Consider the following 25,535-nt stretch of genomic DNA (forward strand, 5'->3'; position numbering starts at 1 on the left):
GCTCAGCGCAGACGCCCGACGTAACGCGCCTCCAGCCCCGACAAGACCGATGCCTCTTCCCTGGGCATCACCTTGGGCACGGCCTTGACTGGTTTTGGTGCAGGGCGCAGGGCCTGCATGGCGGCATCCATGCGGTGCGCCAGTTCGGCCAGCTCGTCCAGGCCTTTTTCCAGGGCGGCAGCGCGGGCAAAGCGCACCACGTCGTCGGCATATTCCAGGTTGCGGGCCATCCATTCGGTATCGGTCACCCGTCCGGTGACCCGGCGCAGCTGCACGTGCAGATGGGCGGCGATGGCGATGCGTTCACTCTCGAGCATGGTGGTTTCCTGCAGGACACGGACCAGCCGGGAAGCAGTATCCGTGCCACAGCCTGGACCAACCGCCGGCCCGGCCCGGGGAAACCCCTAGTCCGGCGCCTGGCGCACTGACTTACATTACGACCACTCGCAAGCGCGCCCCGGGCGCCGCATGAGAGGAACCGAGGAAGACTTCGACTCAAACGTACAAGAAAATTGATACCATCCAGAGCAGATGGCGTTCACCAAGGCACCGCTAACCCCGGTGCCTTTTTATTTGTAGTCCCGGTTCTTCATGGAATTTTTTCTCGTCACGCTGGCCTCGCTGCTGGCCGGTTTCGTCGACGCCATCGTGGGCGGCGGCGGCCTGGTCCTGTTGCCGGCCCTGTTTGCCGCCTACCCCACGGCCCATGCGGCCACCCTCTTCGGCACCAACAAGTCCGCCTCGGTCTGGGGCACGGCCTTCGCTTCGGTGCAGTACGTGCGGCGCGTGGACCTGCGCTGGCGCACCATGCTCCCGGCCATGGCCCTGTCTTTTGCCGGCGCGCTGGCCGGGGCCTGGCTGGTCACGCTGATCGCGCCGGATTTCCTGCGCAAGCTGCTGCCGGCCGTGCTGCTGCTGGTGCTGGTCTACACGCTGATGAAAAAGGAGCTGGGCCGACACCATGCGCCGCGTTATGCGGGCCGCCAGGAGCTGCTGGCCGCCGGCACGGTGGGCCTGCTGATCGGCTTCTACGACGGCTTCTTCGGTCCGGGCACCGGCAGCTTTTTCGTCTTCCTCTTCGTGCGCTGGCTGGGTTATGACTTCCTGCACGCTTCGGCCGGGGCCAAGCTGCTCAACCTCAGCAGCAACCTCTCGGCGCTCCTGCTGTTCGCCCTCAAGGGCCATGTCTGGTGGCATTTCGCGCTGACGCTGGCGCTGGCCAATATCGTGGGCAGCCTGCTGGGCACACGACTGGCACTCAAGCACGGTGCCGGCTTTGTGCGCGGCGTCTTCATCATGGTGGTGAGTGCGCTGATCCTCAAGACCGGCTACGACGCTTTCCTGCGCTAGCGAGGGGAGAGGGTCACGGCTCCACAGCCACCTGCACGCCTGCCTTGCCCTTGGGCGGCCAGGCCACCTCGGCCGCCAGGCGCGGCTTGCCGATCGGCGTCGCCGCACGGCCCTGCTTGACGGCGGCCAGGTCTTCCTCGCTCGGGTACTGGCCCAGCAGCCAGTAGTCGAACACGCGCCGCGCCATCGGGGCGGCATGCTCGGCACCGAAACCCGAGTTCTCCACGATCACCGCCAGGGCGATCTTGGGCTCGTCCACCGGTGCGAAGGCGATGTACAGCGCGTGATCGCGCTGGTGTTCCTCCATCTTGCGCGCATCGTACTTCTCCTTCTGGCCGATGGTCACGGCTTGCGCGGTGCCGGTCTTGCCGGCGCTGAGGTACTTGGCGCCGAGGAAGGAGCGCGCCGAGGTGCCGTCCTGCGTGACGGCCGCCAGCGCCCGGCGCACGACGGCCAGGTTCTGCTGGCCGTAGCGCAGGTTCTCCGGCTGTTTCTTGGCCACGTCCTGTATCACCGTACTCCCGGCATCCTGCGTGCCGATGACCAGATGGGGCGTGTACTTGACCCCGTTGTTGGCCAGCGTGCCCGTGGCCGACGCCAGCTGCAGCATGGTGAAGGTGTTGTAACCCTGGCCGATGCCCAGTGAAATGGTTTCACCGGCATACCATTTCTGCTGCTCCGGCCGCTTGTAGGTCCGGCGCTTCCAGGCCTGGCTGGGCAGCACGCCGCGCACCTCGCCCTGGATGTCGATACCCGTGAGCTGGCCGAAACCCAGGGGTTTCATGAAATCGTGGATGGCGTCCACGCCCAGCTCGTTGGCCAGGGAGTAGTAGTAGACGTTGCTGGACTTGACGATGCTGCGGTGCATGTCCACCGGGCCCAGCCCGCCATCACCGTGGCTGCGGAAGGTGTGGTCGCCGAAGGTCCAGGAACCGCCGTCGTAGACGATGGTGGACGGCGAGCGCTTGCCAGTCTCCAGCGCCGCCATGGCCATGAAAGGCTTGTAGGTCGAGCCCGGCGGGTAGGTGCCACGCAGGGCCCGGTTCAGCAGCGGTTTCTCGATCGACTCGTTGAGCGCCTGCCAGGACTCGAGGTCGATGCCTTCGACGAACATGTTCGGGTCGAAGGTCGGCTTGCTGACGAAGGCCAGGATCTCGCCGTTGCTGGGGTCGAGCGCCACCAGCGCACCGCGCCGTGCGCCGAACATCTCTTCGATCAGGTTCTGCAGCTTGATGTCGATGGACAGCACCACGTTGTTGCCTGGCTTGGCCAGGCTGCTGGCGAGCTTGCGCACGGCGCGCCCACCGGCCGAGGTCTCGACGCGCTCGAAACCCGTGATGCCGTGCAGGTGTTTCTCGAAGCTTTGCTCCACGCCGAGTTTGCCGATGTAATCGGTGCCGCGGTAGTTGGCCTGGTCCTCGTCATCCCACTCCTCCTGCTCCTTCTTTTCGGCCGGGTTGATGCGGCCGATGTAGCCCACCACATGGCTGCCGAGCTCCCCCCAGGGGTAGTTGCGGAACAGGCGCGCGCGGATGTCCACGCCGCTGAAGCGATAACGCTGCACGGCGAAGCGCGCCACCTCCTCGTCGGACAGGCGCGTGCGGATGGGCAGGGACTCGGCGCCCTTGGTCTCTTCCATGAGCTTGCGGAAACGCCGGCGGTCGCGCGGAGTGATCTCGACCATGTCGGCCAGTTCGTTGGTGGTCTGCTCCAGATTGGCGACCTGGGAGGGCGTGATTTCCAGCGTGTAGGCCGAGTAGTTGGTCGCCAGCGGAATGCCGTTGCGGTCCAGGATCAGACCGCGCGTGGGCACCAGCGGCACGACCGTGGTGCGGTTGATCTCGGCCTGCTCCTGCAACTCGGCATGGCGGACCACCTGCAGGTAGACCAGCCGGAAAAACAGGATCAGGAAGCAGGCGAACACCAGCGCGGAGACGACCAGCCCGCGCGCACGGAAGCGATGCAGGTCGGCTTCGACGTTGCGCAGTTCGGTCATGGCGGCAGGCTACAGCGGCCGGTTGGCGTCGGGGTCGGGCGCGCGCCGCTGCGGCAGCAGCAGCAGCATGGAGGCCAGCGGCCACAGCAGCGCCTCGATCAACGGCGCCAGCAGCATGGAAAAGCCCGGGAAATTGCCGCCCACCATCAGGCGCACGGCCAGCGCCACCGAATGGGCGGCGATCAGCAGGGGCAGCACGTGCACCGACTGCGAGGCCAGCGTGAACCACAGCAGACGGCGATGGATGGCGATGGCCAGGAAGTTCAGCACCGAGTAGGCCAGGGCGTGCTGCCCCAGCACGCTGCCCTGGTGCACGTCCATCAGCAGGCCGAACACGAAGGCCGCCCCGATGCCGATGCGCTGCGGCTGGTGCACACCCCAGAAGACCAGGGTCAGGGCCAACAGGTCCGGCGCCCAGGGCGCGCGCCCCCAGAGCGCGATGTTGAGCAGCAGGTTGAGGCCGAAAGCCCCCGCCAGGCTGCCCCAGATGAAGAGGGGGTTGGCGGGCAGCAAGAGCTGCTGACCGGGGCGCATGATCATTTCTGCACCCCCTTGCCGCCGTCCTTCTTGCCCGGTTTCGGCGCGATCACGACCTTGTCCTGCGGACGCGGCGGCTGCTGGCCGGCCAGCGTGGGCAGCACCAGCACCTGCGAGGCGCCGGCCACCCGGGCCTGCGGCACGCAATAGATCAGCGCAAAGGGCAGTTCAACGCGGCGCTCGACCTTCTCGACCCGCGCCACCGGCAGGCCCGGCGGGAACACGCCGTCGATGCCGCTGGTGGTCAGGATGTCGCCAGGCTGCACGTCGGCATTGCTGCCCATGTAGCGCAGCTCCAGGGCACCGCCATGCAGGCTCGGATCGCCAAAGGCCACGGCGCGCACGCCGGTGCGGATATTGAGCACGGGGATGGCCTGGTCGGCGTCGATCACCAGCGTCACCTCGCTCAACGAAGGGTAGACCCGGGTCACCTGGCCCAGCACGCCCGATTCGTCGAGCACCGGGGCACCGGCGCTCACGCCGTGGATCAGGCCCTTGTCGATGATGACCTTGTGCGCATAGGGATCGGCCGCGTCGTAGAGCACCTGCGCGGCCAGGCCGGGCGTGGGCATGCGCGCGCGCAGTTCCAGCAGCTGGCGCAGGCGCTCGTTCTCCTGGGACAGCTGGTCGAACTGCTGCACACGCGGCGCCTGCAGGCGCAGCTGCTCGCGCAGGGTGGTGGCGTCGTCCTGCGCACTGCGCAGCGACTGCACCTGGCGAAAACCGTCACGCGTCCAGGTCACCGGCTGCAACAGGGCCCATTGCACCGGATAAAGCACCGAAGCGATGGTCATGCGCACCGGACCGGTGAGCTGAAAACGCGTGTCCGCCACCATGAGGAACAGCGCCACGGCGCTGAACAGCATGAGCTTGGACAGGGCCGAAGCGCCCTGCCGGAAGAACGGGGGAGGTGCCCTGTCCAGCGTACCAAGTGGCATCGCTGACCTTGTTGATTACTCGTTGGTGAAGATGGCGCCGAGACGATCCATGCGTTCCAGGGCGATGCCGCAGCCGCGCACCACGCAGGTCAGCGGGTCCTCGGCCACCAGCACGGGCAGGCCGGTTTCCTCCGACAGCAGGCGGTCCAGATCGCGCAGCAGCGCGCCACCGCCCGTCAGCATCATGCCGCGGTCGGCGATGTCGGCGCCGAGTTCGGGCGGGGTCTGCTCCAGCGCATTTTTCACGGCCGAGACGATGTTGTTGAGCGGATCGGTCAGGGCTTCGAGGATTTCGTTGGACGAGATCGTGAAGCTGCGCGGCACACCTTCGGACAGGTTGCGGCCACGCACTTCCATCTCGCGCACTTCGCTGCCGGGGAAGGCCGAGCCGATGTTCTTCTTGATGGCTTCGGCCGTGGGCTCGCCGATCAGCATGCCGTAGTTGCGGCGGATGTAGTTGATGATGGCTTCGTCGAACTTGTCGCCGCCCACGCGGACCGAGCCCTTGTAGACCATGCCGCCCAGGGAGATCACGCCGACCTCGGTGGTGCCGCCGCCGATGTCCACCACCATGGAGCCGCTGGCTTCCGACACGGGCAGGCCCGAACCGATGGCCGCGGCCATGGGCTCCTCGATCAGGTAGACGTCGCTGGCACCGGCGCCCAGGGCCGATTCGCGGATGGCGCGGCGCTCGACCTGGGTCGAGCCACAGGGCACGCAGATGATGATGCGCGGGCTGGGTTTGAACACGCCGCGCGGGTGGACCATCTTGATGAACTGCTTGAGCATCTGCTCGGTGACAGTGAAGTCGGCGATCACGCCGTCCTTCATCGGGCGGATGGCCTCGATGTTGCCGGGCACCTTGCCCAGCATGGCCTTGGCTTCACGGCCCACGGCCTGGATGGTCTTCTTGCCCTGCGGACCGCCTTCGTGGCGGATGGCCACCACCGAAGGCTCGTCCAGCACGATACCGCGGTCGCGCACGTAGATCAGGGTGTTGGCCGTGCCCAGGTCGATGGCCAGGTCAGTGGAAAAATACTGACGGAAAGCTCCAAACATTGCTCGTTCCTCTCTGTGGGCACGGCCGACCTTCGTTCGCCCGTCGCCCGATGCGCAAAACGCGCGGGTTTGACTCGTGGCGTGGCACCGTAATTCCTGTGGACAGGAATCGATGCCACTAAAGGCGGGATAATACCCTATCCCCTGTGTATAACCCGCTATTTCGGGGCCTCCGGGCCCTGGGATTACACCCGGTTTCAACCCCTGCTGCCATGTCCCTGAACCCTGACGACATCTCGCGCATCGCCAATCTGGCCCGTCTGGCGCTCTCTCCCGAGGAGAGCGCCCGCATGCGGGAGCGCATCAACGGCTTCTTTGCCATCGTCGAGCAGATGCGTGCCGTCGATACCGCCGGCATCGAGCCCCTGGCCCATCCCACCATGGCCGCCGTGTCCGGTCAGGCCGCCCTGCGCCTGCGCGAAGACCTGGCCAGCGAGCCCAACCAGCGCGAAGCCAACCAGCAAAGCGCGCCCGCCGTCGAACGCGGCCTGTTCCTCGTGCCCAAGGTGATCGAGTGATGTCCGAACTGCACCAACTCACCCTCACCGGGCTGGCCCGCCAACTGCGCGAGAAGAAGGTTTCCGCCACGGAAACCGCGCAGCATTTCCTCGGGCGCATGCGCGCCCACCAGGACCTCGCAGCCTTCCTGGCCGTGGATGAAGAAGCCACCCTGGCGCAGGCCCGCGCGGCCGATGCGGCGCTGGCCGCGGGCGCGGCCGGCCCCCTGGCCGGTGTGCCCATCGCGCACAAGGACATCTTCGTCACGAAAGACTTCGTTTCCACCGCTGGTTCGAAGATGCTGGCCGACTACCGCTCGCCTTTCGACGCCACGGTCGTGCGCCGCCTCGCCGAAGCCGGCGCCGTGACGCTGGGCAAGCTCAGCTGCGACGAATTCGCCATGGGCTCGGCCAACGAGAGCGTGGCCGTGCCGGCCGTGGGTCACAGAGCCCCGACCCCCGTGCGCAACCCCTGGGACCGCAGCCGCACCCCCGGCGGCTCCTCGGGTGGCAGCGCCGCCGCCGTGGCCGCACGCCTGGCCCCGGCCGCCAGCGGCACCGACACCGGCGGCTCCATCCGCCAGCCCGCCGCCTTCTGCGGCATCACGGGCATCAAGCCCACCTACGGCCGCGCCAGCCGCTACGGCATGATCGCCTACGCCTCCAGCCTGGACCAGGCCGGCCCCATGGCACGCAGCGCTGAAGACTGCGCCCTGCTGCTCTCGGCCCTGTGCGGCCCGGACCTGGACCGCGACTCGACCTCGCTGGACGTGCCGGCGGAAGATTTCTCACGCTCGCTCAACGACCAGCTCGACGGCCTGCGCATCGGCATCCCCAAGGAGTTCTTTGGCGCCGGCCTGGCCGCCGACGTGCGCGCCGCCATCGACGCCGCGCTCAAGGAATACGAGAAACTGGGCGCCAAACTGGTCGAGATCTCGTTGCCGCGCACCGAACTCGCGATTCCGGTTTACTACATCATCGCCCCGGCCGAGGCCAGTTCCAACCTCTCGCGTTTCGACGGCGTGAAGTTCGGCCATCGCACCGAAAAGTACAGCGACCTGCTCGAGATGTACAGGAACACCCGCGCCGAAGGCTTTGGCGACGAGGTCAAGCGCCGCATCATGGTGGGCACCTACGTGCTATCTCACGGCTATTACGACGCCTACTACCTGCAGGCGCAGAAGATCCGCCGCATGATCGCCGACGACTTCCAGCAGGCCTTGCGGCAATGCGACGTGATCGCCGGCCCGGTGGCCCCGACGGTGGCCTGGCAAATTGGCGACAAGGCCGACGACCCGGTGGCGGCCTACCTGGCCGACATCTACACGCTGCCCGCCTCGCTGGCCGGCCTGCCCGGCATGAGCGTGCCCTGCGGTTTTGGCGCGAACAACATGCCTGTCGGCCTGCAGCTGATCGGCAACTACCTGCAAGAGGCCAAGCTGCTCAACATCGCCCACCGTTACCAGCAGGTGACCGACTTCCACCTCCGCACCCCGGGAGGTTATTGAGATGACAGCCAAACTCGTTCAAGGTTACGAAGTCGTCATCGGCTTCGAGACCCACGCCCAGCTCTCCACCCAGAGCAAGATCTTCAGCCGCGCTTCGGTCGCTTTCGGCGCCGAACCCAACACCCAGGCCTGCGCCGTGGACCTGGCCCTGCCGGGCACCCTGCCGGTGATGAACCGCGGCGCGGTCGAACGTGCCATCGAGTTCGGTCTGGCCATCGGCTCGCACATCGCACCGCGCAGCATTTTTGCGCGCAAGAACTACTTCTACCCCGACCTGCCCAAGGGCTACCAGATCAGCCAGTTCGAGATCCCGGTGGTGCAGGGGGGCGAGGTGTCCTTCTTCCTCGGCGACGAGAAGAAGACGGTGCGCCTGGTGCGCGCCCACCTGGAAGAGGATGCGGGCAAGTCGCTGCACGAGGACTTCATCGGCCAAAGCGGCATCGACCTGAACCGCGCGGGCACGCCCTTGCTGGAGATCGTGACCGAGCCCGACATGCGCTCCAGTGACGAGGCCGTGGCCTACGCCAAGGAACTGCACAAGATCGTGACCTGGATCGGCATCTGCGACGGCAACATGCAGGAAGGCAGCTTCCGTTGCGACGCTAATGTCTCGGTGCGCAAGCCCGGCCAGCCGCTGGGCACACGCCGCGAGATCAAGAACCTGAACAGTTTCAAGTTCATGCAGCAGGCCATCGACTTTGAAGTGCGTTGGCAGATCGAGCAGATCGAGGACGGCCACGCCATCCAGCAGGCCACCGTGCTGTTCGACCCCGACACCGGCGAGACGCGTTCCATGCGCACCAAGGAAGACGCGGCCGATTACCGCTATTTCCCCGACCCGGACCTGCCGCCGCTGGTGATCGAGCCGGAGTGGATCGAACGCGTGCGCAGCGAACTGCCCGAGCTGCCGCGTGCCATGGCGGCGCGCTTCGTGGCCGACTACGGCCTCTCGGAATACGACGCCGTCACGCTGACACAAAGCAAAGGTATCGCGAGCTATTTCGAGAAGACCGCCAAGGCATGCCAGCAACCTAAGCTGGCCGCCAACTGGGTCACCAACGACGTGCGCCGCTTCATGACGGAAGGTGCGCGCGACGAAGAAGGCGCGCCAGAGGCAAGCGAAGTGCGCGATGACACGCCCGGCGTTGAAGTTATTCGAGTGCCGGCTGAGGCACTCGCGAAACTGATCACGCGCATCACCGATGGGACCATTTCCAACGCCAGTGCCAAGAAGGTCTTTGGCGAGCTTTGGACTGGACAGGGCGACGAGGTTGACGCTGTGATCGAGCGCCTCGGCCTCAAGCAGATGAACGACAGTAGCGCGCTGGAAAAGATCATCGACGAGGTGATCGCCGCCAACGCCGACAACGTGGCGCAGTTCAGGGCCGGCAAGGACAAGGCCTTCAACGCGCTCGTGGGTCAGGTCATGAAGGCCAGCAAGGGCAAGGCCAATCCGCAACAGGTCAACGACCTGCTGCGCAGCAAGCTGGCTTGAGTCTCTTCAGCGGGCAGACGGCCGGCTGCGGCCGGCCGGCCGGGAAGGTTCAGTTCGACGGCGCGGCGATCTGCGCCCAGAGCTGCTGCAGGCGCACCAGCTCCTCGTCGAAACGACCGTTGACACGCCCCATCTCGGCTTCCTGGTCGGCGATGAAACGCTCCTGCACCGCCATGCTTTTCGCATTCTCATCTACCAGGCGCTGGAGCGAGGGTGGCACCTTGCTCGGATCCTTGGCGTAGAACTCCAGCTCGGTGTCGAGTTCCCTGCGCTGACGCTCCAGCTCCTTGACGCGGTTGATCGCCGCCTGCCGCACCAGACTGATGGAGGCCAGGGCTTCGGAGCGCTCCTTGTCGTGCACGGAGCGGCTGGGATAACGCACCAGCAGGGCGCGCTCACGGCGTTTTTCCTCGGCCTGGCGCGCCTGCTCCTCGGCTTCACGGCGTTTTCTGGCCTCCAGGGCGGCACGTTCCGGCCCGGTCAGGGTGGGGCCGATGATGGCGCGCACCGTGCCGCTGGGGTTGAGCAGCCTTTGCTCTCGGTCGGCGCATTCACGGATGGGACGATCGGAGGTGAGCTTGCGCCCCTTGGCATCGATGCAGGTGTAGATGCCACCCTCGGCGCTGCCCTGCGCGTAGACCTGCAAGGTGCTGCCAGCCAGCAGCACACCCACCCCTACCATTCCTGCCAATCGCTTCATGTTCAAGTGTCCTGGACGCCGTATGTCTGCCGGTAAGCCAGCACGCGCTGATGGTCGGCGGCCAGGCCGGCGCGGCTGTGTTGTTCCAAATACTGCAGTAAATCGGCCAGCTTCGCAATGGCGGCCACCTGCAATCCCAGGCGATTTCGTACATATTGCACGGCGCTGTAAGGCACGTCCTGGCCGTTTTCAGTGGCCATTTCCTGCCGGTCCAGGGCAATCACCACCCCGTGCGGCCGGGCGCCGGCCGCCTCGATCAGGGCAATGGACTCGCGCGCGGCGGTGCCGGCAGACATCACATCGTCGACGATGAGCACCCGGCCCTTGAGCGGCGCGCCCACCAGGGTGCCGCCCTCGCCGTGGTCCTTGGCCTCCTTGCGGTTGTAGGCAAAGGGCACGTTGCGCCCGCGCCGCGCCAGTTCCACGGCCAGCGCCGCGCCCAGCGGAATGCCCTTGTAGGCCGGGCCGAAGATCATGTCGAACTCGATGCCGGACGCGATCAGCCGGCGGGCATAGAATTCGGCCAGCCGGCCCAGCTTGGCGCCGTCGTCGAACAGTCCTGCATTGAAGAAATACGGGGAGAGACGACCGGCCTTGGTCTTGAATTCGCCAAAACGCAGCACGCCACATTCGACCGCAAAGGCCACGAAATCCTGGGCCAGGCTGTCCCGACCACCCTCCACACCGTCCACCATGGGAAATTCCTTGTTCAAACTCGTCAGCCTCAACCTCAACGGCATCCGTTCGGCCACCAGCAAGGGGCTGGAAGCCTGGCTGGACCAGACGCGCCCCGATTGTATTGGCGTGCAGGAAGTCAAGGCGCAGGCCGGCGACGTGGCCGGGCGCTTCGAGGAACTCTCGGGCCTGCGCGGCCATTTCCATTTTGCCGAGAAGAAGGGCTACTCGGGCGTAGGCCTCTACACCCGGCACGAACCCAGCGACGTGCGCATCGGCTACGGCTCGCCCGAATTCGACGCCGAGGGCCGTTACGTGGAGTTGCGCTTTGATACACCGCAGCGCAAGCTTTCACTGATCAGTTGCTATTTCCCGAGCGGCTCGTCCGGTGAAGAGCGGCAGCAGGCCAAGTTCCGCTTCCTCGACCAGATCTACCCGCACCTGCAGCAGCTCCGGCAGGAACGCGAGTTCATCGTCACCGGTGACGTCAACATCGCGCACAAGGAGATGGACCTGAAGAACTGGAAGGGCAACCTGAAGAACTCCGGCTTCCTGCCCGAGGAGCGCGCCTGGATGACGCGCCTGCTGGGCGAAGGCGGCCTGGTGGACGTCTACCGCCAGCTGCAGCCCGAGGCCACCGAGGCCGCCTACACCTGGTGGAGCAACCGCGGCCAGGCCTACGCCAAGAACGTGGGTTGGCGCATCGATTACCACCTGGCCACGCCGGCGCTGGCCGCGCGGGCGCGCAGCGAATCCATCTACAAAGGCGAGAAGTTCTCCGACCACGCCCCCCTGACCGTCGTCTACGAAGGGCTGATCTGACCGTCGCTCAGCGCCCGGCGTGCAGCCTGGCGTGGATGCGCCGGGTGGTGCGCCACACGCCCCAGAGCACCAGCGGGATCAGCGCGCCGACGGCAATCTCTGTATTGAGCGGCACGCCCATCGCCTTGACGGCCTTGACGCCGTAGAGCAGCAGGCTGACCACATAGTAGGAAATGGCCGCGATGGACAGGCCTTCCACGGTGGACTGCAGGCGCAGCTGCAGTTCCTGCCCGCGGGTGAGCTTGGCCAGCAACTGCTGGTTCTGCACCTCGGTGGCAATGTCCACGCGCGTGCGCAGCAAGGCGCTGGCGCGCGACACGCGCTCGGAGAGCGAGGCCAGGCGCTGCGCCGTGGCCACGACCGTGGCCATGGCCGGCGAAAGGCGGCGCTGCAGGAATTCGCCCAGGGTCTGGGTGCCGGAGACGGGCTGCTCGCGCAGCTCGGTCAGGCGCTGCCCCACGAGGGTGTCATAGGCCCGTGTGGCCGAGAAGCGGTAGTCGTGTTCGGCCGTGGCGCGCTCGACCCGACCGGCCAGCGAGACCAGCGTGTCCAGCAACTCCTGCTCGGAAGCCGACTTGTTCTCCAGCTGCGCCGTGATGTCGGCCAGCTGCCGCTCGGCATCGCTCAGCATGGGGCCCAGCCCCTTGGCCACGGGCAGTCCGCGCAGGGCCATGAGGCGGTAGGTCTCCAGTTCCAGCAGTCGCTGTGAAATACGGCCGGCTCGCGTCTCGGACGTGGCGGACGGTGCGATCACCAGCAGGCGCTCGAAGCCGCTGTCGCGCAGCTGGAAGTCGGTGACCGCCAGAGAGTGGCCGTTGTTGCCCATGACCGAGGCCACCAGGGGATGGCCGCCGAACCAGTCACGCGCCTGGGCCATGGTCGCCTCTGGCGCCTTCAGGTCGCCGTGCACCATGGCCAGCTTGATGGCGGCAATGGTGCGGCCCGGTATCTCGCGCAACCACCCGGGCGCCACCACCAGGGCAGACAACAGTTCGGGATCGCTGGCGCCCAGGTGCGCGTGCGCGGGCAGCGGCTGCACGATGGAATAACGCGTGAACTCGGTGTGCCGTTCCCACTTGACGGTATAGCCCTCGAAGCGCAGGCGCAGGAAGTTGCCCTGCAGGCGCTCGGGCGTGAGATCCTGCTGGCCGGGCAGGCGGCGCAGGTGCTCGCACTCCTGCTCGCGGCTGATGCCTTCATTGAGCACGGCCACGTAGACCACCAGGGCCGGCAGGCGGATACGTGCCGAGGGACGGGCATGCACCTCGTTGTGCAACATGGCGCGCTGCACGTCATCGGCGGGCAGCAGGCGGGAAATATCGGGGGGCTGGGACGGATTCATGGACTGGATTGTGCCGAGAAATGCGTGGCGCGCACGAACCCTCACCCGGTGCAGTGAGCACCAGGAGCGAACAGGGGCAACGCTTCGAGCTCGCTGGCCGGACAAGGGCGACCGAAGTGGTAGCCCTGCAGAAGGTCGACGCCCAGCTCGCGCAGTGCACGCGCCGTGTCTTCGTCCTCCACGCCTTCAGCCACGGTACGCAGGCGCAATGCCTGGGCCATGCTGACGATGCCTTGTGTCATTCGCCGGCCTTCCTCGCTGTGCATCCGGCGCACGAAGGAAATGTCGATCTTCAGCTCGCTGATCGGCAGTTCGTGCAGCTGCGACAACGACGCATAACCCGTACCGAAATCGTCGATGGACAGCGTGAAGCCAGCCCCGGCCAACTGACGCAGACGTTCTTCGGCGAACTCCACGTCCATCAAGGCCACGGATTCGGTGATTTCCAGCACCAGCGAATGCGGGTCCAGGCCATACTCCTCGACATCCGCCGACAGCATGGACATGAACTCCGTCGCGAAGAGTTGGCGCTTGGAAATGTTGATCGACAGTGTCAGTCCGGGATGGGTCTGGCGCCAGGCACGGAACTGCTCGAAAGCCCGGCGACGGACCAGCAGGCCGAGTTCCCCGATCAGGCCCAGGTTTTCCGCCATCGGGATGAAGCTGCCAGGCGAGATCCAGCCCAGGTCGGGATCGTGCCAGCGCGCCAGCGCCTCCACCCCGACCAGCCGCACCCGGCCATCGGGCATGGGCTCGGCCGCCACCAGCGGCTGGAACCAGACGGCAATGCGTCGCTCCCGGATGGCCTGGGCCAGACGGGTCTGGATGTAGAGCTCCTTCTTGCCCAGGCCCTTGGATGACATGTCGGCAAACAGCTGGAAGTTGTTGCGCCCCTGGGATTTGGCGTAGAACATGGCCCGGTCGGCCCGGGCCAGCAGGCTGTCGATGTCGCCCTCGCCCTCGTCATCGGGATACACCGCGATGCCCATGCTGAAGGTGGCATTGATGCTCAAGCCGTCCAGCAGGATCGTCTGGCGCATGGACTCCACCATCTTTTGCGCCACCTGCCGCACCGCGTCGGCGCTGTGCAGATCGGGCAGCAGCACCACAAACTCGTCGCCCCCCCAGCGCGCCAGGGTGTCCCCTTCGCGCAAGCAGCCTTTGAGCAGTTGCGCCAGCGTCAACAGCAGGGCATCTCCCGCCTTGTGACCATAGGCATCGTTGATGTTCTTGAAATGATCGAGGTCGATGAAGCACACCGCCACGTGGTTGCCGGTACGCGCCGCCTGCTGGATGGCCTGCTTGATACGGTCTTCCAGAAGCACGCGGTTGGGCAGCCCGGTCAGCGCGTCATGCAGCGCCATATAGCTGATGTGGCGCTCCTGCAGATAGCTCTTGGTGATGTCACGCAATACACCACGCACGCCGGAGATCTCGCCCGTCTCGGCACGCTCGACCACAAAACGGCACTCCAGCCACTGCTCGGATCGCGCCGGCGACTGGAAGCGGTAGCGCCCGCGGAACTCGTCCTTTTTGCCGGTCGCCAGGCTGATGAAATGGAGTTCGAAGGCACTGCGGTCCTCTTCATTGAGGTGCTCCATGAGGCTGACATCCGATGTCGGGGCGGCGCCGATCAGCAGCCACCAGCCGCTGTTCGCGCTGACGATGCGTCCACGCGTGTCCAGCTCGATCACCGCCTCTTCGAGCAGATCCAGCGTGCGCACGAAGGAGTGCTGCTCGGCGGCACGCGTCTTTTCCTTGCCCAGCGCCTCATGCAGTGCCTCGAAAGGCTGGCGTACGCTGCTGACGAAAACCGCGCGGTAGATGAAGTAATAGCTGACGATCTTGTAGACGTGACCCGTCGCATTGACCAGGTCCGTGACACGCTCATAGCGCGTGAAAAACAGCTCGGAGAGCCCGGCGATGGCGGCCGCGGCAAACAGGTCGATGTCGCTGGCATGCGACGACGGCGTGCCGGCTCGATAGCGCTGCCGGTAATAGAACAGCAGGGCAGCGCTCCCGTAGACCGCAACCAGCACGTACTCCAGACGGACCTTGAAGGGCGTCAAGCCCTGCCCGGGCACGAAAAGGGCCGGCAGCAGATCCGGCCGGGCCAGTATCAGCCAGTAGACCAGCGCCACGTAGACCAGCACGGCTGTCATCAGCCCGTGACGGATATGCGGTGTGCCCAGCGGGCGCCAGGATCGCAGGGCGATGGCCAGAAGGCCGACGGCCACCAGCAGGCGCGCGGGCAGCCAGAAGGCGATGGCCTTGCCTGGGCTGGACGGTGTCGCCAGATCCGGCATCCCGGCGTAGGACAGGGTGTGGCCAAAGTCGAGCAAGGCGGTGGCGAACAGCACCATGCCCAGGATCACGATATTGCCCGGGCGCTCGCTCGAATAGGCGTGCCAGGCGATGCCGAAACCGAGCATGGAGACGATGATGGAGGCAAGCTCCAGCGTGGTGTGCAGCACCAGAAACTGGCTGGCCGGGATGTCGACGGCCAGCACGCCGGTCCACAACAGCGTGCAGAGCAGGGCCATGATGCCGACCCCCGCCAGGACAGGTCTTGCGTTGTGCCTGTCTGCCTGTGTTGTGTTCTTGTTGTGCATACTTGCCGGTGACATCCAGTCTCCCTGCTGTTTGTTGTCCGCTGCCTGCCGCCGGTAAACGCCGGTCCGCAGAACAACTTGCTCCCCGATCGCGGCCGCCAGACGTCCGCGATCCATGCAAAATGCTGGTGAAAGCATACCAGCCCGGCCTTCGATCCATCAACATGCTCAAGTACCAGACCGTTCCCGTCACCGCCTTCGAACAGAACTGCTCCATCGTCTGGTGTGACGAAACCCTGGAAGCCGCCGTCATCGACCCGGGCGGTGACCTGCCCCGCATCACCGCCGCGGTGGCGCGCCTGGGCCTCAAGCTCACGCAGATCTGGCTCACGCATGCCCACATCGACCACGCCGGGGGCACCGCCGAACTGGCCCGCCAGCTGGGCCTGCCCATCATCGGCCCGCACCCGGGCGACCAGTTCTGGATCGACGGCCTGGCCGAGCAGAGCCGCCGTTTCGGCCTGCCGCCCGCCGAGGCCTTCACCCCGACCCGCTGGCTGCAGGACGGCGACACCGTCAGCATCGGTCACTGCACGCTCAACGTGCGGCACTGCCCGGGCCACACGCCGGGGCACGTGGTCTTCCACTCCCCCGAAGCCCAGCGCGCCTTCGTCGGCGACGTGCTGTTTGCCGGTTCGATCGGCCGCACCGACTTCCCCCAGGGCAACCACGCCGACCTGATCCGCAGCATCACCGAACGACTGTGGCCCATGGGCAACGACACCGTCTTCATCCCCGGCCACGGCCCCGAAAGCACCTTCGGCCACGAACGCCAGAGCAATCCTTTCGTCGGCGGAACGTGAGCGCCCGCTCATGTCTTTCCATACATGGCTGTGAACCTGCACAAAGACCATGTACACCGCTCATCTAAGTGCTTCTGCCTGCCGATATTCTGAATAATCAAGACCAGTGTCTGAATTCTTCAAGGTTAGTCATGAACTCGCTACGCGCCCATTGGCTGGCGCTGGCCGTCTGTTCCGCAGCGGCTGGCCCCGCAGTGGCACAGAATATTTATACCGAACTGGGCCTGCCCGGTCTGTACTCGCTCAGCGGCAGCCTGAGCCTGCGCGGTGACTCCACCCCGGGCCTGAACTGGAATCGCTCCGGCAGTGAGGGCCTGGTGGATACCGGCGCCGGACTCCAGGCGAACCGCGCCCGGGTGTATGCCGACTGGTTCCCCTTCGGTGGCGGCCTGCGTCTTGTGGGTGGCGTCAACCTCACCGAGAACCGACCGGACCTCGTCAATGCACCGGTGAACGGCTTGGCCGGCAACCCGAACAGCCTGCGCCTGAAATACCCCAGCTCTTCCACCTATCTGGGCATCGGCTACGGGCAGCACACCCTCTCAAGCAAGGGCCTGGGCTTTTATGCCGACATGGGGGTCTCACTGAGCACCCTGCCGGCCGACGCCGACACCAGCCAGGGCGGCGGCACCAGTTCGGCGGCAGGCATGGAAGGCTGGCGCACACAGACCAACGGCTGGCTGGGCTTTCGTTACCTGCCCAGCGTTTCGCTTGGCCTGATCTACCGCTACTGAAGCGCTACGCCCGAGCGCTTCGGGCTCCTCGCGCAGGCCAGAAAACTCTGTCTGTGCCCGACTACCACCAGGGGTTACCGATGGCCCAAACGCCCCTGTTTTGAAATAATTGCGGCCTGAATTCCCTTTTTACTCTCCTGAAATGAAAAAATACCTCATCAGCCTGGGCCTGCTCGCCAGCTTGGGCGCCAACGTCCAGGCGCAAGACATCTATGGCGGCATCGGCTTGCCCGGCCTTTACACCCTCGGTTATGCCCACCCCGTCAGCAAGAGCTGGGGGGTGCGCGGCGAATATGCCGGCGGCCTGTCGGCCAGCGCCAGCGGTACCGACAACGGCGTGCGCTACGACGCGACCTTCAAATCCAGCCGCGCCGGCCTCTTTGCCGACTGGTTTCCCTTCAGCGGCGGGTTCCGCCTGGTCGGCGGCGTCACGGCCAACGACACCAAGCTGACCGTGAATGGCGTGGGTGGTCCCAACACCACCATCGGCAGCGTCACGACCGATACCACCGGCAAGAAATTCAATGTGAGCCTGAAATACCCGAGCACCACCGCCTACCTGGGCCTGGGCTATGGCCACCACGTCTCGACCAAAGGTCTGGGCTTTTATGCCGACGCCGGCATCACCCTCGGCTCTTTCACGGCCGACATCGATACCGACTTGGTGGGCTACAACGGCATAACCCAAGCCGATGTCGATGCACAGAAGAAGAAGATGAATGACTCCCTTGGAGGCTTGGGCTACCTGCCCAGCGTTTCCGTCGGCATGGTCTATCGCTTCTGATCGACGACCCGCCCCCATGAAAAAAACGCAGCCCGGCTGCGCTTTTTTCATGGCCGGCCGGTGCCGCGCGGTGAAACCGGCGAGCGTGCCCGCTCGTACAACGGCAGCACCTTGGGGAGGTTCTTCTCGATCTCGGCGATGCGCGTCTTGCCCGAGGGATGGGTCGAGAGCCACTGGGGCGGGGCGCCCTTGCTGGCGGCACTCATCTTCTGCCAGAGGCTGACACCGGCGCGCGGGTCGTAGCCGGCGCGCGCGGCCAGTTCCAGGCCGACCAGGTCAGCCTCCGATTCATCGCTGCGGCTGAACTCCAGCGCCAGCAGGTTGGCGCCGCCGCGCGCCACGCCATCGGTCAGGCGCGGGTCCACCCCCAGCCAGGCAGCCACCACCGCGCCGCCCACGCGTGCCACACCCTGGGTCACGGCGCCCTTGCCCATGCGCTCGCGCGCATGCTCGCGCAGCGCATGCGCCATCTCGTGGCCCATGACCATGGCCACCTCGTCGTCGCTAAGCTGCAGCCGCTCCAGGATGCCGGTATAGAAGGCGATCTTGCCGCCAGGCATGCAAAAGGCATTGACCTGCGGCGAGTTGATCACGCTGACCGACCACTTCCAGTCCTGCGCACGCGGATTCCACGCCAGCGCGTGGGGAATGATCTTCCTGGCGATGGCCTGCAGCCGCTGCACCTGCGGATGGTCCCTGGGCAGCAAGGCATGCTTGCTGGCCGCCTGCATCTGGAGCTGGGTGTATTGCTGCTCGGCCGTTTTCTCGACCTGCTCGGCCGACACCAGCTTGGTGAAGGCCGAGTTCTTGCCCACGTCCACGCCGTCGCGCTGGGGCGCAGGACGCTCCTTGCAGCCTGTCAGCAGCAGGGCGGCCATCAGCAGGGCACTCAGGGCGGCAAAGGAAAGTCGTCTGGTTTCGATCATGGGCATGGTGAGCAGGAGGGCTGCGCTTATTATTCCCCGCATGACATCAAGTGCGCCCGAACCGGATCAACTCAAGCCCTCCTGGGCCGACACGCTGCGCGTCTACCTCGAACCCGCCACCCTGCGCATGCTGGCCCTGGGTTTTGCGGCCGGCCTACCCCTGCTGCTGGTGCTGGGCACGCTGAGTTTCCGTCTGCGCGAGGCCGGCATCGGCCGCGACACCATCGGTGAACTCAGCTGGGTCGGCCTGGCCTATGCCTTCAAGTGGGCCTGGGCCCCGCTGGTGGACCGCCTGCCGCTGCCCGGCCTGACCCGCTGGCTGGGCCTGCGCCGCAGCTGGCTGCTGCTCTCGCAGATGGCCATCATGACCGGGTTGGTCGGCATGGCACTGGCCAACCCGCAGGACGGCCTGCATGCCGTGGTCTGGTGTGCGCTGGCCGTGGCCTTTGCGTCGGCCACGCAGGACATCGCGCTGGACGCCTTCCGCATCGAATCGGCCGGGGCCGAGCGCCAGGCCGCGCTGGCAGCGGCCTACCAGACCGGCTACCGCATGGCCATGATCTGGGCCGGCGCCGGCGTGCTGTGGCTGGCCGCGCGCGCCGAAATCCAGGCCACGGGCTACCAGAACGCCGCCTGGGCCACGGCCTACCTGGTCATGGCGGCCAGCATGCTGCCCGGCGTGCTGACCGTGTTGTTCTCGCGCGAACCCAAACGCCACGAACTGCCGCCGGCGCGCAGTGTGAGCGAGTGGCTGCAGGGCGCCGTGGTGGAGCCCTTCACCGACTTCCTGGGCCGCTACAAGTGGCAGGCCGGCCTGATCCTGGCGCTGATCGCCGTCTACCGCATCAGCGACGTGGTCATGGGCATCATGGCCAACCCCTTCTACGTGGACATGGGCTACAGCAAGGACGAGGTGGCCGCCGTGACCAAGGTCTACGGCGTCATCATGACCCTGGTGGGCGCCTTCGTGGGCGGCGTGCTGGCCATGCGCCTGGGCGTGATGCGCGTGCTCATGCTGGGCGCCGTGCTCAGCGCGGCCAGCAACCTGCTGTTTGCCTGGCTGGGCTCGCGCGGGCACGACGTGACGGCGCTGATCTTTGTGATCTCGGCCGACAACCTCTCCAGCGGCATCGCCTCGGCCGCTTTCATCGCCTACCTCTCCAGCCTGACCAACATCAGCTACTCGGCCACGCAGTACGCCCTGTTCAGTTCCATGATGCTGCTGGCGCCCAAGTTCATCGCGGGTTTCTCGGGCCACTATGTGGACGCCTACGGCTACAGCCAGTTCTTCGTCTCCACCGCCCTGTTGGGCCTGCCCGTGCTGCTGCTGGTAGGGCTGGCGGCGCGGGCCGCACGGCGTCAAGGCTAGCGTTTACCTATCTTTACGGGCGCGACAAGGCCGGCTGACGGCTGCGCAGCATCATGGGCACATGGATAAACTCGCGAACATGAGCCAGCCCCTGCTGATGATCGAGGATGATGCCCGCCTGGCCGCTATGGTCAGCGAGTATCTGGCGCAGTCCGGTTACACCGTGGAGATCGCGGGCAGTGGCGAGGAAGGTCTGGCCCGCCTGCAGGCCGCCCATCCCGCGCCCCAACTCCTGGTTCTCGACCTGATGCTGCCCGACATGGACGGGCTGGAGATCTGCCGCCGCATCCGTGCCCTGCCCTCGGCCCTGGCGCAGACCCCCATCCTGATGCTCACCGCCAAGGGCGACCCCATGGACCGCGTGATCGGCCTGGAAATGGGCGCCGACGACTACCTGGCCAAGCCTTTCGAGCCGCGTGAGCTGCTGGCGCGCATCCGCGCCGTGCTGCGCCGCCGCGGCGGCAACGGTCCGGCGCCGGCCAGCCAGCTACGCTTCGGCTCACTGGCCATCGACCGCGACGCGCGCACCGTCAGCGTCAACGGGGCTGCCTGCGAGCTCACCTCCTACCAGTTCGACCTGCTGGTCGCGCTGGCCGAACGCGCCGGGCGCGTGCTCACGCGCGACCAGATCATGGAAGCCGTGCGCGGGCGCGAACTGGAGGCCTTCGACCGTTCGATCGACGTGCACATGGGCCGCATCCGTGCCGCCATTGAAGCCGACCCCAAGGCACCCAAGCGCATCCTGACGGTGCGCGGCGTGGGCTACGTCTTCGCCCGCCAGCAGGACTGACATGGGCACGCCGCTGACCCAGCGCCTCTACATCCGCATCTGGCTGGCCGTGGTGGCCGCCATCGTGCTGCTGACCCTGATCTTCGGCTGGATCTGGCGCGAGGAAGCGGAACGCGAGCGCGCCCAGCGCCCGGGCCGCGAGATCATCCTGCGCAATGCCCAGGGCGAAGTGCTCGGCCAGGCCCAGACCCGGGGCGCGCGCGTGCCCGGCCAGGGCTGGGAGTTCGAAGTGCCGCTGCGCGACGGCCAGACCGTCTTTGTGCAATTGCCGCGCCCCGGCAACCGCCCGCCGCCCTCGCCGCCGCTGGGCCCGACCGGCCTGCCCCCACCCTACAACCTGCTCGTACTGCTCGGCCTGGTGGCCGCCGCTGTGGCCCTGGGCGCCTACCCCATCGTGCGCCGGCTGACCAAACGGCTCGAAACCCTGCAACAGGGCGTGGAGCGCTGGGGCGAGGGTGACCTGGCGCGCCGCCTGCCCGAGGACGGGCAGGACGAAGTGGCCTTCCTGGCACAACGCTTCAACATCGCCGCCGCCCGCGTGCAGGCCCTGCTCCTGTCGCACAAGGCCCTGCTGGCCAATGCCTCGCATGAGTTGCGTTCGCCCCTGGCACGCATCCGCATGGGCCTGGAACTCATGCAGGCCCAGCCCAGCCCGGCCACCCATGAGGAAATGGCACGGAATATCCGCGAGCTGGACCAGCTGATCGACGAAATCCTGCTGGCCAGCCGGCTGGACGCCAGCCCCGATGATCTGGGGCCGCTGGAGCCGGTCGAACTGGTCGGCCTGTGCGCCGAGGAATGCGCCCGCACCGGCGCCGAACTCGAAGCGCCGGCCGGCACCACCAGCGTCCTGGTTTCGGGCCTGACCCGCCTGCTGCGCCGCGCCCTGCGCAACCTGCTGGAAAACGCCCGCCGGCATGGCGGCGGCGAGGTGACCCTGACCCTGCAGACCCAGGGCGCGCACGTCGAGATCCGGGTCTGCGACCAGGGGCAGGGCATCCCGCCCGCCTTGCGCGAGCGCATCTTCGAGCCTTTCTTCCGTCTGCCCGGCGCCTCCGAGCGCGAGGGCGGGGTGGGCCTGGGCCTGGCCCTGGTGCGTTCCATCGCCCAGCGCCACGGCGGCACGGTGCACAACGAGGAACGCCCGGGCGGCGGTGCCTGCTTCGTGTTGCGCCTGCCGCTGACCAGCTGACCAAGCAAACGCCCCGGGCGTGAAAAACCGCACGCTGCCGGTCCGGCAGGGGCTGGCGCAAGCGGTCCGTGTTTCCTATTGTTATGACAGACAAGGGGGAACACACACCATGAGCGCCACCGCCACCCGTCCACCGCAGCCCGACCGCTCGACCATCGTCGCGCGGCACCAGAGCTACCGCGGCCTGAAGATCGAGCAGAACCTGCTGAGCCAGTTCACCATGTACGTCGTGGAACTGGACCAGTTCGGCCTGTTCATTTCCGATTCCCGGCCTGAAGCCTTCGATATGGCCTTCGAAGCCCTGTTCAGCGCCAGCCCGCAAGCCCGGACCGCCTGAAAACGCATCCTGAATGTCTTATTTCGAGACACTTTGGACGTCATATCCCCAATTTGTGGGATATGCCGGATGCAAACGGCTGGCTATATTTGTGCCTGTACTGCTGTCACAGTCAAGTTTCAAAGCTTAAGGCCGGTCCCCCGCCAGACAAGAACGAGGGGGCCGCCGTTCGATCCCAACGACGTCCTTTCGAGGACTTTTCAAAGCCACCCGCAAGGGTGGCTTTTTTTTCGGCTGAACCGCACCTTTAGAGCGCAGCGCGCACGCGATCAGCCGTGATGTCGTTGAGGCAGCGCAGATGGCCTAGCGGGCATACACGCTGGAAGCAGGGCGCGCAGTCCAGCGGTGGCTGGTAGGCGGGGTCATCCTTGAGCCAGAGCACTTTCGCGCGCGCGCTGAGCGGCGGCGTGTGCAGCGGGCTGCTGGAGCCGAAGATGGCGACCTGCGGCACGTCCAGCGCGGCGGCCACGTGCATGAGCCCGGTGTCGTTGCTGATGACGCGGCGCGCCGCCGCAATCAGGGCAAAGGCTTCGGCCAGGGTTGTGGTGCCAGCCAGGTTGCGGCAATCGGCCCCGGCAGCCAGCGCAACGATCTCGGTGCCCAGCGGCGCTTCCTTGCCCGATCCCAGCACGATCACCGGCGCGTCGAGCTGCTGTGCCAATTCGGCGTAACGCTGCACAGGCCAGCGCTTGGCCGGGCCGTATTCGGCACCCGGCACGAAGACGTAGTAGCCCCCACGTGCCAGCCCCAGCTTGGCCAGCACGGCATCACACTGGGCCGTATCGACGTGCAGGTGCGGCCGGTCGGCCTCGATACCCGCTTCTCCACTGAGCGCCGAATAGAAGGCCACCATGGGCGGCCGTTTGTCCTTCGGGGGGTTCTTCAAGCGGTGCGTGAGCAGGCCCACGCGCGCCTCACCCAGGTACCCCACGCGCTTGGGGATGCTGGCCAGGAAGGGCAGCAGCGCACTCTTGAGCGAATTGGGCAGCACATAGGCCACGTCGAAGCGGCCCTCGACCTGTTTGGCCAGCGAGCGCCGGGCCTTGAACTGCAGGCCGCCGTGGGCAAAGGGAAACTCGATGACTTCGGCCACCTGCGGCATGGCGCGGTAGACCGGCGCCACCCAGGGCAGGGCCCCGACGGTGAGCCGCTCGCCGCGAGCAGCGAGGCGTCGCATCAGCGGCTCGGTCATGACCGCGTCGCCGATCCACTGGGGCGCAATGACAAGCGCCGCTACTGCGCGGGTCGGCAGCTTTGTCGCGTGCTCGCTCACTCCTCGTCTACCTTTCCAGGTATGCCTCGTCGCTCGCTGCGCGGCTTCGCGCTGCCAACCCGCTCGCGACGCGGCGGGAAATCAGTGGTGCGCGGCGAAATGTTCACCGGCCTTCAACTTGTAGACGGTGCCGCAGTAGGGGCACTTGGCCTCGCCGGTGTGCGCCACGTCCAGGTAGACCTTGGGGTGGCTGTTCCAGATCTTCATGTCGGCCTGGGGGCTGGGGCAATACACGCCGCCCTGGTGGTTCAGGTCCTGGGCCAGCAGTTCAACGGTGGACTTGCTCATATTTGCCTTTTCAATCAGTGAGGGTCAGAACACATCGCTGACGCAAGTGGTCTGACCCGCCAGGTTTCACACCTTGGTGAGCCAGTGGGCGTACTTGGGATTGCGGCCGTTGACGATGTCGAAGAAGGCGCTCTGGATCTTCTCGGTGATCGGGCCGCGCGAACCGCTGCCGATCTCGATGCGGTCGAGTTCGCGGATCGGGGTCACTTCAGCCGCGGTGCCGGTGAAGAAGGCCTCGTCGGCAATGTAGACCTCGTCGCGCGTGATGCGCTTTTGCACGATCTCCAGGCCCAAGTCCTTGGCGATGTGGAACACCGTGTTGCGCGTGATGCCGTTGAGCGCGCCGGCCGACAGGTCGGGGGTGTAGATCACGCCGCCCTTGATGACGAAGATGTTTTCGCCCGCGCCTTCGGAGACGAAGCCGGAGGAATCGAGCAGCAGGGCCTCGTCATAGCCGTCGTCCGTGGCTTCCATATTGGCCAGGATGGAGTTGGTGTAGTTGCTGACCGCCTTGGCCTGCGTCATGGTGATGTTGACGTGGTGACGCGTGTAGCTGGAGGTCTTGACGCGGATGCCGCGCTTCATGCCCTCTTCGCCCAGGTAGGCGCCCCAGGCCCAGGCCGCCACCATCAGGTGGATGGTGTTGCCCTTCGGGGAAACGCCCAGCTTCTTGTCGCCGATCCAGGTCAGCGGACGCAGGTAGCAGCTCTCCAGCTTGTTGGCACGCACCACTTCCTTCTGCGCCTCGTTGACCTGCTCCATGCTGAAGGGGATCTTCATGCGCAGGATCTTGGCGCTGTTGAACAGGCGCTCGGTGTGCTCCTGCAGGCGGAAGATGGCCGTCCCGTTGACCGTGTTGTAGGCCCGTACGCCCTCGAAAGCGCCGCAGCCGTAGTGCAGGGTATGGCTCAGCACGTGGATCCTGGCGTCACGCCATTCCACCAGCTGGCCGTCCATCCAGATTTTTCCGTCGCGGTCGGACATCGAGGTCGGTAGGGGGCTCATCGGTTCTTTCCTAGGTAGGTGCTGCCCGTTTGGCCGGGCCAAAACGCTGATTTTACGGGGCCGGCGGCAGGCCCGGCATGGTGGTCGATCCGGGGTCGGTCACGTCCGGGCGGCGGAACTCCCAGCGCACCAGCTTGCCCGCATGGAATTCGCAGGTCACCGAGGCTTCGGACGGGTCGGTCCAGCGGAACTGCTCGGGTTGGCTGTCGGGCGGGCTCTGCGCTTCACCCAGCGAACGGGTCATGGCCACCACGTGCATCAGCGTCATGCCGGGCCTGAGCTTGGCCTGCAGCATCACGGCGCTGCCCACATAACCCAGGGGGCTGTCGGCCGCACGCTTGAGGATGTGCATGAGGCGGGTGAAGTGCAGCATCAGCCACAGCATGAGGGCGCCAACGGCAAAGGCCACGCCGGCCCAGCCCCCGAAGCGGTAGCCGGCCACGACCAGCGCCACGGCGCCGATGGGAATCAGGATTTTCTGAAAAGACATGGCCCCGATTGTC

26 protein-coding genes are annotated in these 25,535 nt (G+C 66.2%); 12 read left to right on the top strand and 14 right to left on the bottom strand.

Features of this window, described 5'->3' with window-relative positions:
• Window positions 1-2: 2 nt before the first annotated feature.
• On the bottom strand, window positions 3-317 hold the full coding sequence (locus tag AO057_RS02670; RefSeq protein WP_057674175.1) for a hypothetical protein: 315 nt from the start codon (window positions 315-317) through the stop codon (window positions 3-5).
• A gap of 274 nt (window positions 318-591) precedes the next feature.
• On the opposite strand from AO057_RS02670, the gene AO057_RS02675 reads away from it, so the two are divergent.
• Window positions 592-1,350, top strand: a complete 759-nt coding sequence (locus tag AO057_RS02675) for a sulfite exporter TauE/SafE family protein (protein ID WP_057674176.1) — start codon at window positions 592-594, stop codon at window positions 1,348-1,350.
• A 13-nt stretch (window positions 1,351-1,363) separates the two neighbouring features.
• Here AO057_RS02675 and mrdA read toward each other — a convergent pair whose 3' ends face one another.
• Genes mrdA through AO057_RS02695 form a run of 4 tightly spaced genes read right to left on the bottom strand, consistent with a single transcriptional unit; the run spans window position 1,364 to window position 5,880 of the window.
• Window positions 1,364-3,346: a penicillin-binding protein 2 gene (mrdA, locus tag AO057_RS02680; RefSeq protein ID WP_057674177.1), complete on the bottom strand. Its 1,983-nt coding sequence runs from the start codon at window positions 3,344-3,346 to the stop codon at window positions 1,364-1,366.
• Window positions 3,347-3,355: 9 nt separating this feature from the next.
• On the bottom strand, window positions 3,356-3,886 hold the full coding sequence (gene mreD / locus AO057_RS02685) for a rod shape-determining protein MreD (RefSeq protein WP_057674178.1): 531 nt from the start codon (window positions 3,884-3,886) through the stop codon (window positions 3,356-3,358).
• A complete protein-coding gene (mreC, locus tag AO057_RS02690) occupies window positions 3,883-4,821 on the bottom strand; it encodes a rod shape-determining protein MreC (RefSeq protein ID WP_057674179.1) in 939 nt (312 codons plus the stop codon). Before mreC ends, mreD begins: the two co-directional genes overlap by 4 nt.
• A gap of 15 nt (window positions 4,822-4,836) precedes the next feature.
• On the bottom strand, window positions 4,837-5,880 hold the full coding sequence (locus tag AO057_RS02695; RefSeq protein ID WP_057674180.1) for a rod shape-determining protein: 1,044 nt from the start codon (window positions 5,878-5,880) through the stop codon (window positions 4,837-4,839).
• A 212-nt stretch (window positions 5,881-6,092) separates the two neighbouring features.
• Here AO057_RS02695 and gatC point away from each other — a divergent pair, with 212 nt between their 5' ends.
• The 3 genes from gatC to gatB are packed head-to-tail and all read left to right on the top strand — an operon-like array spanning window position 6,093 to window position 9,380.
• Window positions 6,093-6,398: an Asp-tRNA(Asn)/Glu-tRNA(Gln) amidotransferase subunit GatC gene (gene gatC / locus AO057_RS02700; protein WP_057674181.1), complete on the top strand. Its 306-nt coding sequence runs from the start codon at window positions 6,093-6,095 to the stop codon at window positions 6,396-6,398.
• Window positions 6,398-7,885, top strand: coding sequence for an Asp-tRNA(Asn)/Glu-tRNA(Gln) amidotransferase subunit GatA (gene gatA / locus AO057_RS02705; protein WP_057674182.1), 1,488 nt, complete (start codon window positions 6,398-6,400; stop codon window positions 7,883-7,885). The genes gatC and gatA overlap by 1 nt, the downstream gene beginning before the upstream one ends.
• Window position 7,886: 1 nt before the next feature.
• Window positions 7,887-9,380: an Asp-tRNA(Asn)/Glu-tRNA(Gln) amidotransferase subunit GatB gene (gene gatB, locus AO057_RS02710; RefSeq protein ID WP_057674183.1), complete on the top strand. Its 1,494-nt coding sequence runs from the start codon at window positions 7,887-7,889 to the stop codon at window positions 9,378-9,380.
• A 49-nt stretch (window positions 9,381-9,429) separates the two neighbouring features.
• Here gatB and AO057_RS02715 read toward each other — a convergent pair whose 3' ends face one another.
• The gene (locus AO057_RS02715; protein ID WP_057674184.1) at window positions 9,430-10,080 is read right to left on the bottom strand and encodes a hypothetical protein; all 651 of its coding nucleotides are present in this window, start codon (window positions 10,078-10,080) and stop codon (window positions 9,430-9,432) included.
• A 2-nt stretch (window positions 10,081-10,082) separates the two neighbouring features.
• Complete coding sequence (gene pyrE, locus AO057_RS02720) at window positions 10,083-10,775, bottom strand: orotate phosphoribosyltransferase (protein WP_057674185.1); 693 nt, start codon at window positions 10,773-10,775, stop codon at window positions 10,083-10,085.
• Window positions 10,776-10,785: 10 nt separating this feature from the next.
• On the opposite strand from pyrE, the gene AO057_RS02725 reads away from it, so the two are divergent.
• Complete coding sequence (locus tag AO057_RS02725; RefSeq protein ID WP_057674186.1) at window positions 10,786-11,577, top strand: exodeoxyribonuclease III; 792 nt, start codon at window positions 10,786-10,788, stop codon at window positions 11,575-11,577.
• Window positions 11,578-11,584: 7 nt separating this feature from the next.
• Here AO057_RS02725 and AO057_RS02730 read toward each other — a convergent pair whose 3' ends face one another.
• Window positions 11,585-12,919: a DUF3422 family protein gene (locus AO057_RS02730; RefSeq protein WP_057674187.1), complete on the bottom strand. Its 1,335-nt coding sequence runs from the start codon at window positions 12,917-12,919 to the stop codon at window positions 11,585-11,587.
• A 41-nt stretch (window positions 12,920-12,960) separates the two neighbouring features.
• Window positions 12,961-15,462, bottom strand: coding sequence for a bifunctional diguanylate cyclase/phosphodiesterase (locus tag AO057_RS02735; RefSeq protein WP_057674188.1), 2,502 nt, complete (start codon window positions 15,460-15,462; stop codon window positions 12,961-12,963).
• 233 nt (window positions 15,463-15,695) lie between these two features.
• Here AO057_RS02735 and AO057_RS02740 point away from each other — a divergent pair, with 233 nt between their 5' ends.
• The 3 genes from AO057_RS02740 (at window position 15,696) to AO057_RS02750 (ending at window position 17,852) form a co-directional block, all read left to right on the top strand.
• Window positions 15,696-16,334: an MBL fold metallo-hydrolase gene (locus tag AO057_RS02740; RefSeq protein ID WP_057677146.1), complete on the top strand. Its 639-nt coding sequence runs from the start codon at window positions 15,696-15,698 to the stop codon at window positions 16,332-16,334.
• Window positions 16,335-16,465: 131 nt separating this feature from the next.
• Window positions 16,466-17,068 carry a hypothetical protein gene (locus AO057_RS02745; RefSeq protein WP_057674189.1) on the top strand — a complete coding sequence of 201 codons (603 nt, stop codon included), beginning with the start codon at window positions 16,466-16,468 and terminating at the stop codon, window positions 17,066-17,068.
• A gap of 142 nt (window positions 17,069-17,210) precedes the next feature.
• On the top strand, window positions 17,211-17,852 hold the full coding sequence (locus AO057_RS02750) for a hypothetical protein (RefSeq protein WP_057674190.1): 642 nt from the start codon (window positions 17,211-17,213) through the stop codon (window positions 17,850-17,852).
• A 47-nt stretch (window positions 17,853-17,899) separates the two neighbouring features.
• Here the strand turns inward: AO057_RS02750 and AO057_RS02755 are convergent, their stop codons facing one another.
• The gene (locus AO057_RS02755; RefSeq protein ID WP_057674191.1) at window positions 17,900-18,784 is read right to left on the bottom strand and encodes a M48 family metallopeptidase; all 885 of its coding nucleotides are present in this window, start codon (window positions 18,782-18,784) and stop codon (window positions 17,900-17,902) included.
• 34 nt (window positions 18,785-18,818) lie between these two features.
• On the opposite strand from AO057_RS02755, the gene AO057_RS02760 reads away from it, so the two are divergent.
• The 4 genes from AO057_RS02760 to AO057_RS02775 all read left to right on the top strand — a co-directional run bounded on the left by AO057_RS02760 (window position 18,819) and on the right by AO057_RS02775 (window position 22,466).
• The gene (locus AO057_RS02760; protein ID WP_057674192.1) at window positions 18,819-20,147 is read left to right on the top strand and encodes an AmpG family muropeptide MFS transporter; all 1,329 of its coding nucleotides are present in this window, start codon (window positions 18,819-18,821) and stop codon (window positions 20,145-20,147) included.
• 79 nt (window positions 20,148-20,226) lie between these two features.
• Window positions 20,227-20,937 carry a response regulator gene (locus tag AO057_RS02765; protein WP_057674193.1) on the top strand — a complete coding sequence of 237 codons (711 nt, stop codon included), beginning with the start codon at window positions 20,227-20,229 and terminating at the stop codon, window positions 20,935-20,937.
• A gap of 1 nt (window position 20,938) precedes the next feature.
• Entirely contained in the window at window positions 20,939-22,129 is a 1,191-nt protein-coding gene (locus AO057_RS02770) for a sensor histidine kinase (RefSeq protein WP_057674194.1), read from the top strand.
• Between the two features lie 109 nt (window positions 22,130-22,238).
• Window positions 22,239-22,466 (top strand): hypothetical protein, encoded by a 228-nt coding sequence (locus AO057_RS02775; protein WP_057674195.1) that lies wholly within the window; start codon window positions 22,239-22,241, stop codon window positions 22,464-22,466.
• A gap of 247 nt (window positions 22,467-22,713) precedes the next feature.
• Here the strand turns inward: AO057_RS02775 and waaF are convergent, their stop codons facing one another.
• The 4 genes from waaF to AO057_RS02795 form a co-directional block, all read right to left on the bottom strand.
• Window positions 22,714-23,718, bottom strand: coding sequence for a lipopolysaccharide heptosyltransferase II (gene waaF / locus AO057_RS02780; RefSeq protein WP_256380104.1), 1,005 nt, complete (start codon window positions 23,716-23,718; stop codon window positions 22,714-22,716).
• A gap of 102 nt (window positions 23,719-23,820) precedes the next feature.
• Window positions 23,821-24,027: a zinc-finger domain-containing protein gene (locus AO057_RS02785; protein WP_057674197.1), complete on the bottom strand. Its 207-nt coding sequence runs from the start codon at window positions 24,025-24,027 to the stop codon at window positions 23,821-23,823.
• A gap of 66 nt (window positions 24,028-24,093) precedes the next feature.
• Window positions 24,094-25,032, bottom strand: coding sequence for a branched-chain amino acid transaminase (locus tag AO057_RS02790; protein WP_057674198.1), 939 nt, complete (start codon window positions 25,030-25,032; stop codon window positions 24,094-24,096).
• 52 nt (window positions 25,033-25,084) lie between these two features.
• On the bottom strand, window positions 25,085-25,522 hold the full coding sequence (locus AO057_RS02795) for a hypothetical protein (protein ID WP_057674199.1): 438 nt from the start codon (window positions 25,520-25,522) through the stop codon (window positions 25,085-25,087).
• Between the last annotated feature and the right edge of the window lie 13 nt (window positions 25,523-25,535).

The sequence above is a fragment of the Curvibacter sp. PAE-UM genome, from assembly GCF_001432305.1.
GTDB lineage: Bacteria > Pseudomonadota > Gammaproteobacteria > Burkholderiales > Burkholderiaceae_C > Hylemonella.

Coding starts and splice junctions, on each gene's coding strand:
- AO057_RS02670 (WP_057674175.1), bottom strand. CDS start 317: ATGCTCGAGAGTGAACGCATCGCCATCGCCGCCCATCTGCACGTGCAG.
- AO057_RS02675 (WP_057674176.1), top strand. CDS start 592: ATGGAATTTTTTCTCGTCACGCTGGCCTCGCTGCTGGCCGGTTTCGTC.
- mrdA (WP_057674177.1), bottom strand. CDS start 3,346: ATGACCGAACTGCGCAACGTCGAAGCCGACCTGCATCGCTTCCGTGCG.
- mreD (WP_057674178.1), bottom strand. CDS start 3,886: ATGATCATGCGCCCCGGTCAGCAGCTCTTGCTGCCCGCCAACCCCCTC.
- mreC (WP_057674179.1), bottom strand. CDS start 4,821: ATGCCACTTGGTACGCTGGACAGGGCACCTCCCCCGTTCTTCCGGCAG.
- AO057_RS02695 (WP_057674180.1), bottom strand. CDS start 5,880: ATGTTTGGAGCTTTCCGTCAGTATTTTTCCACTGACCTGGCCATCGAC.
- gatC (WP_057674181.1), top strand. CDS start 6,093: ATGTCCCTGAACCCTGACGACATCTCGCGCATCGCCAATCTGGCCCGT.
- gatA (WP_057674182.1), top strand. CDS start 6,398: ATGTCCGAACTGCACCAACTCACCCTCACCGGGCTGGCCCGCCAACTG.
- gatB (WP_057674183.1), top strand. CDS start 7,887: ATGACAGCCAAACTCGTTCAAGGTTACGAAGTCGTCATCGGCTTCGAG.
- AO057_RS02715 (WP_057674184.1), bottom strand. CDS start 10,080: ATGAAGCGATTGGCAGGAATGGTAGGGGTGGGTGTGCTGCTGGCTGGC.
- pyrE (WP_057674185.1), bottom strand. CDS start 10,775: ATGGTGGACGGTGTGGAGGGTGGTCGGGACAGCCTGGCCCAGGATTTC.
- AO057_RS02730 (WP_057674187.1), bottom strand. CDS start 12,919: ATGAATCCGTCCCAGCCCCCCGATATTTCCCGCCTGCTGCCCGCCGAT.
- AO057_RS02735 (WP_057674188.1), bottom strand. CDS start 15,462: ATGGCCCTGCTCTGCACGCTGTTGTGGACCGGCGTGCTGGCCGTCGAC.
- AO057_RS02740 (WP_057677146.1), top strand. CDS start 15,696: ATGCTCAAGTACCAGACCGTTCCCGTCACCGCCTTCGAACAGAACTGC.
- AO057_RS02745 (WP_057674189.1), top strand. CDS start 16,466: ATGAACTCGCTACGCGCCCATTGGCTGGCGCTGGCCGTCTGTTCCGCA.
- AO057_RS02750 (WP_057674190.1), top strand. CDS start 17,211: ATGAAAAAATACCTCATCAGCCTGGGCCTGCTCGCCAGCTTGGGCGCC.
- AO057_RS02755 (WP_057674191.1), bottom strand. CDS start 18,784: ATGCCCATGATCGAAACCAGACGACTTTCCTTTGCCGCCCTGAGTGCC.
- AO057_RS02760 (WP_057674192.1), top strand. CDS start 18,819: ATGACATCAAGTGCGCCCGAACCGGATCAACTCAAGCCCTCCTGGGCC.
- AO057_RS02765 (WP_057674193.1), top strand. CDS start 20,227: ATGAGCCAGCCCCTGCTGATGATCGAGGATGATGCCCGCCTGGCCGCT.
- AO057_RS02770 (WP_057674194.1), top strand. CDS start 20,939: ATGGGCACGCCGCTGACCCAGCGCCTCTACATCCGCATCTGGCTGGCC.
- AO057_RS02775 (WP_057674195.1), top strand. CDS start 22,239: ATGAGCGCCACCGCCACCCGTCCACCGCAGCCCGACCGCTCGACCATC.
- AO057_RS02785 (WP_057674197.1), bottom strand. CDS start 24,027: ATGAGCAAGTCCACCGTTGAACTGCTGGCCCAGGACCTGAACCACCAG.
- AO057_RS02790 (WP_057674198.1), bottom strand. CDS start 25,032: ATGAGCCCCCTACCGACCTCGATGTCCGACCGCGACGGAAAAATCTGG.
- AO057_RS02795 (WP_057674199.1), bottom strand. CDS start 25,522: ATGTCTTTTCAGAAAATCCTGATTCCCATCGGCGCCGTGGCGCTGGTC.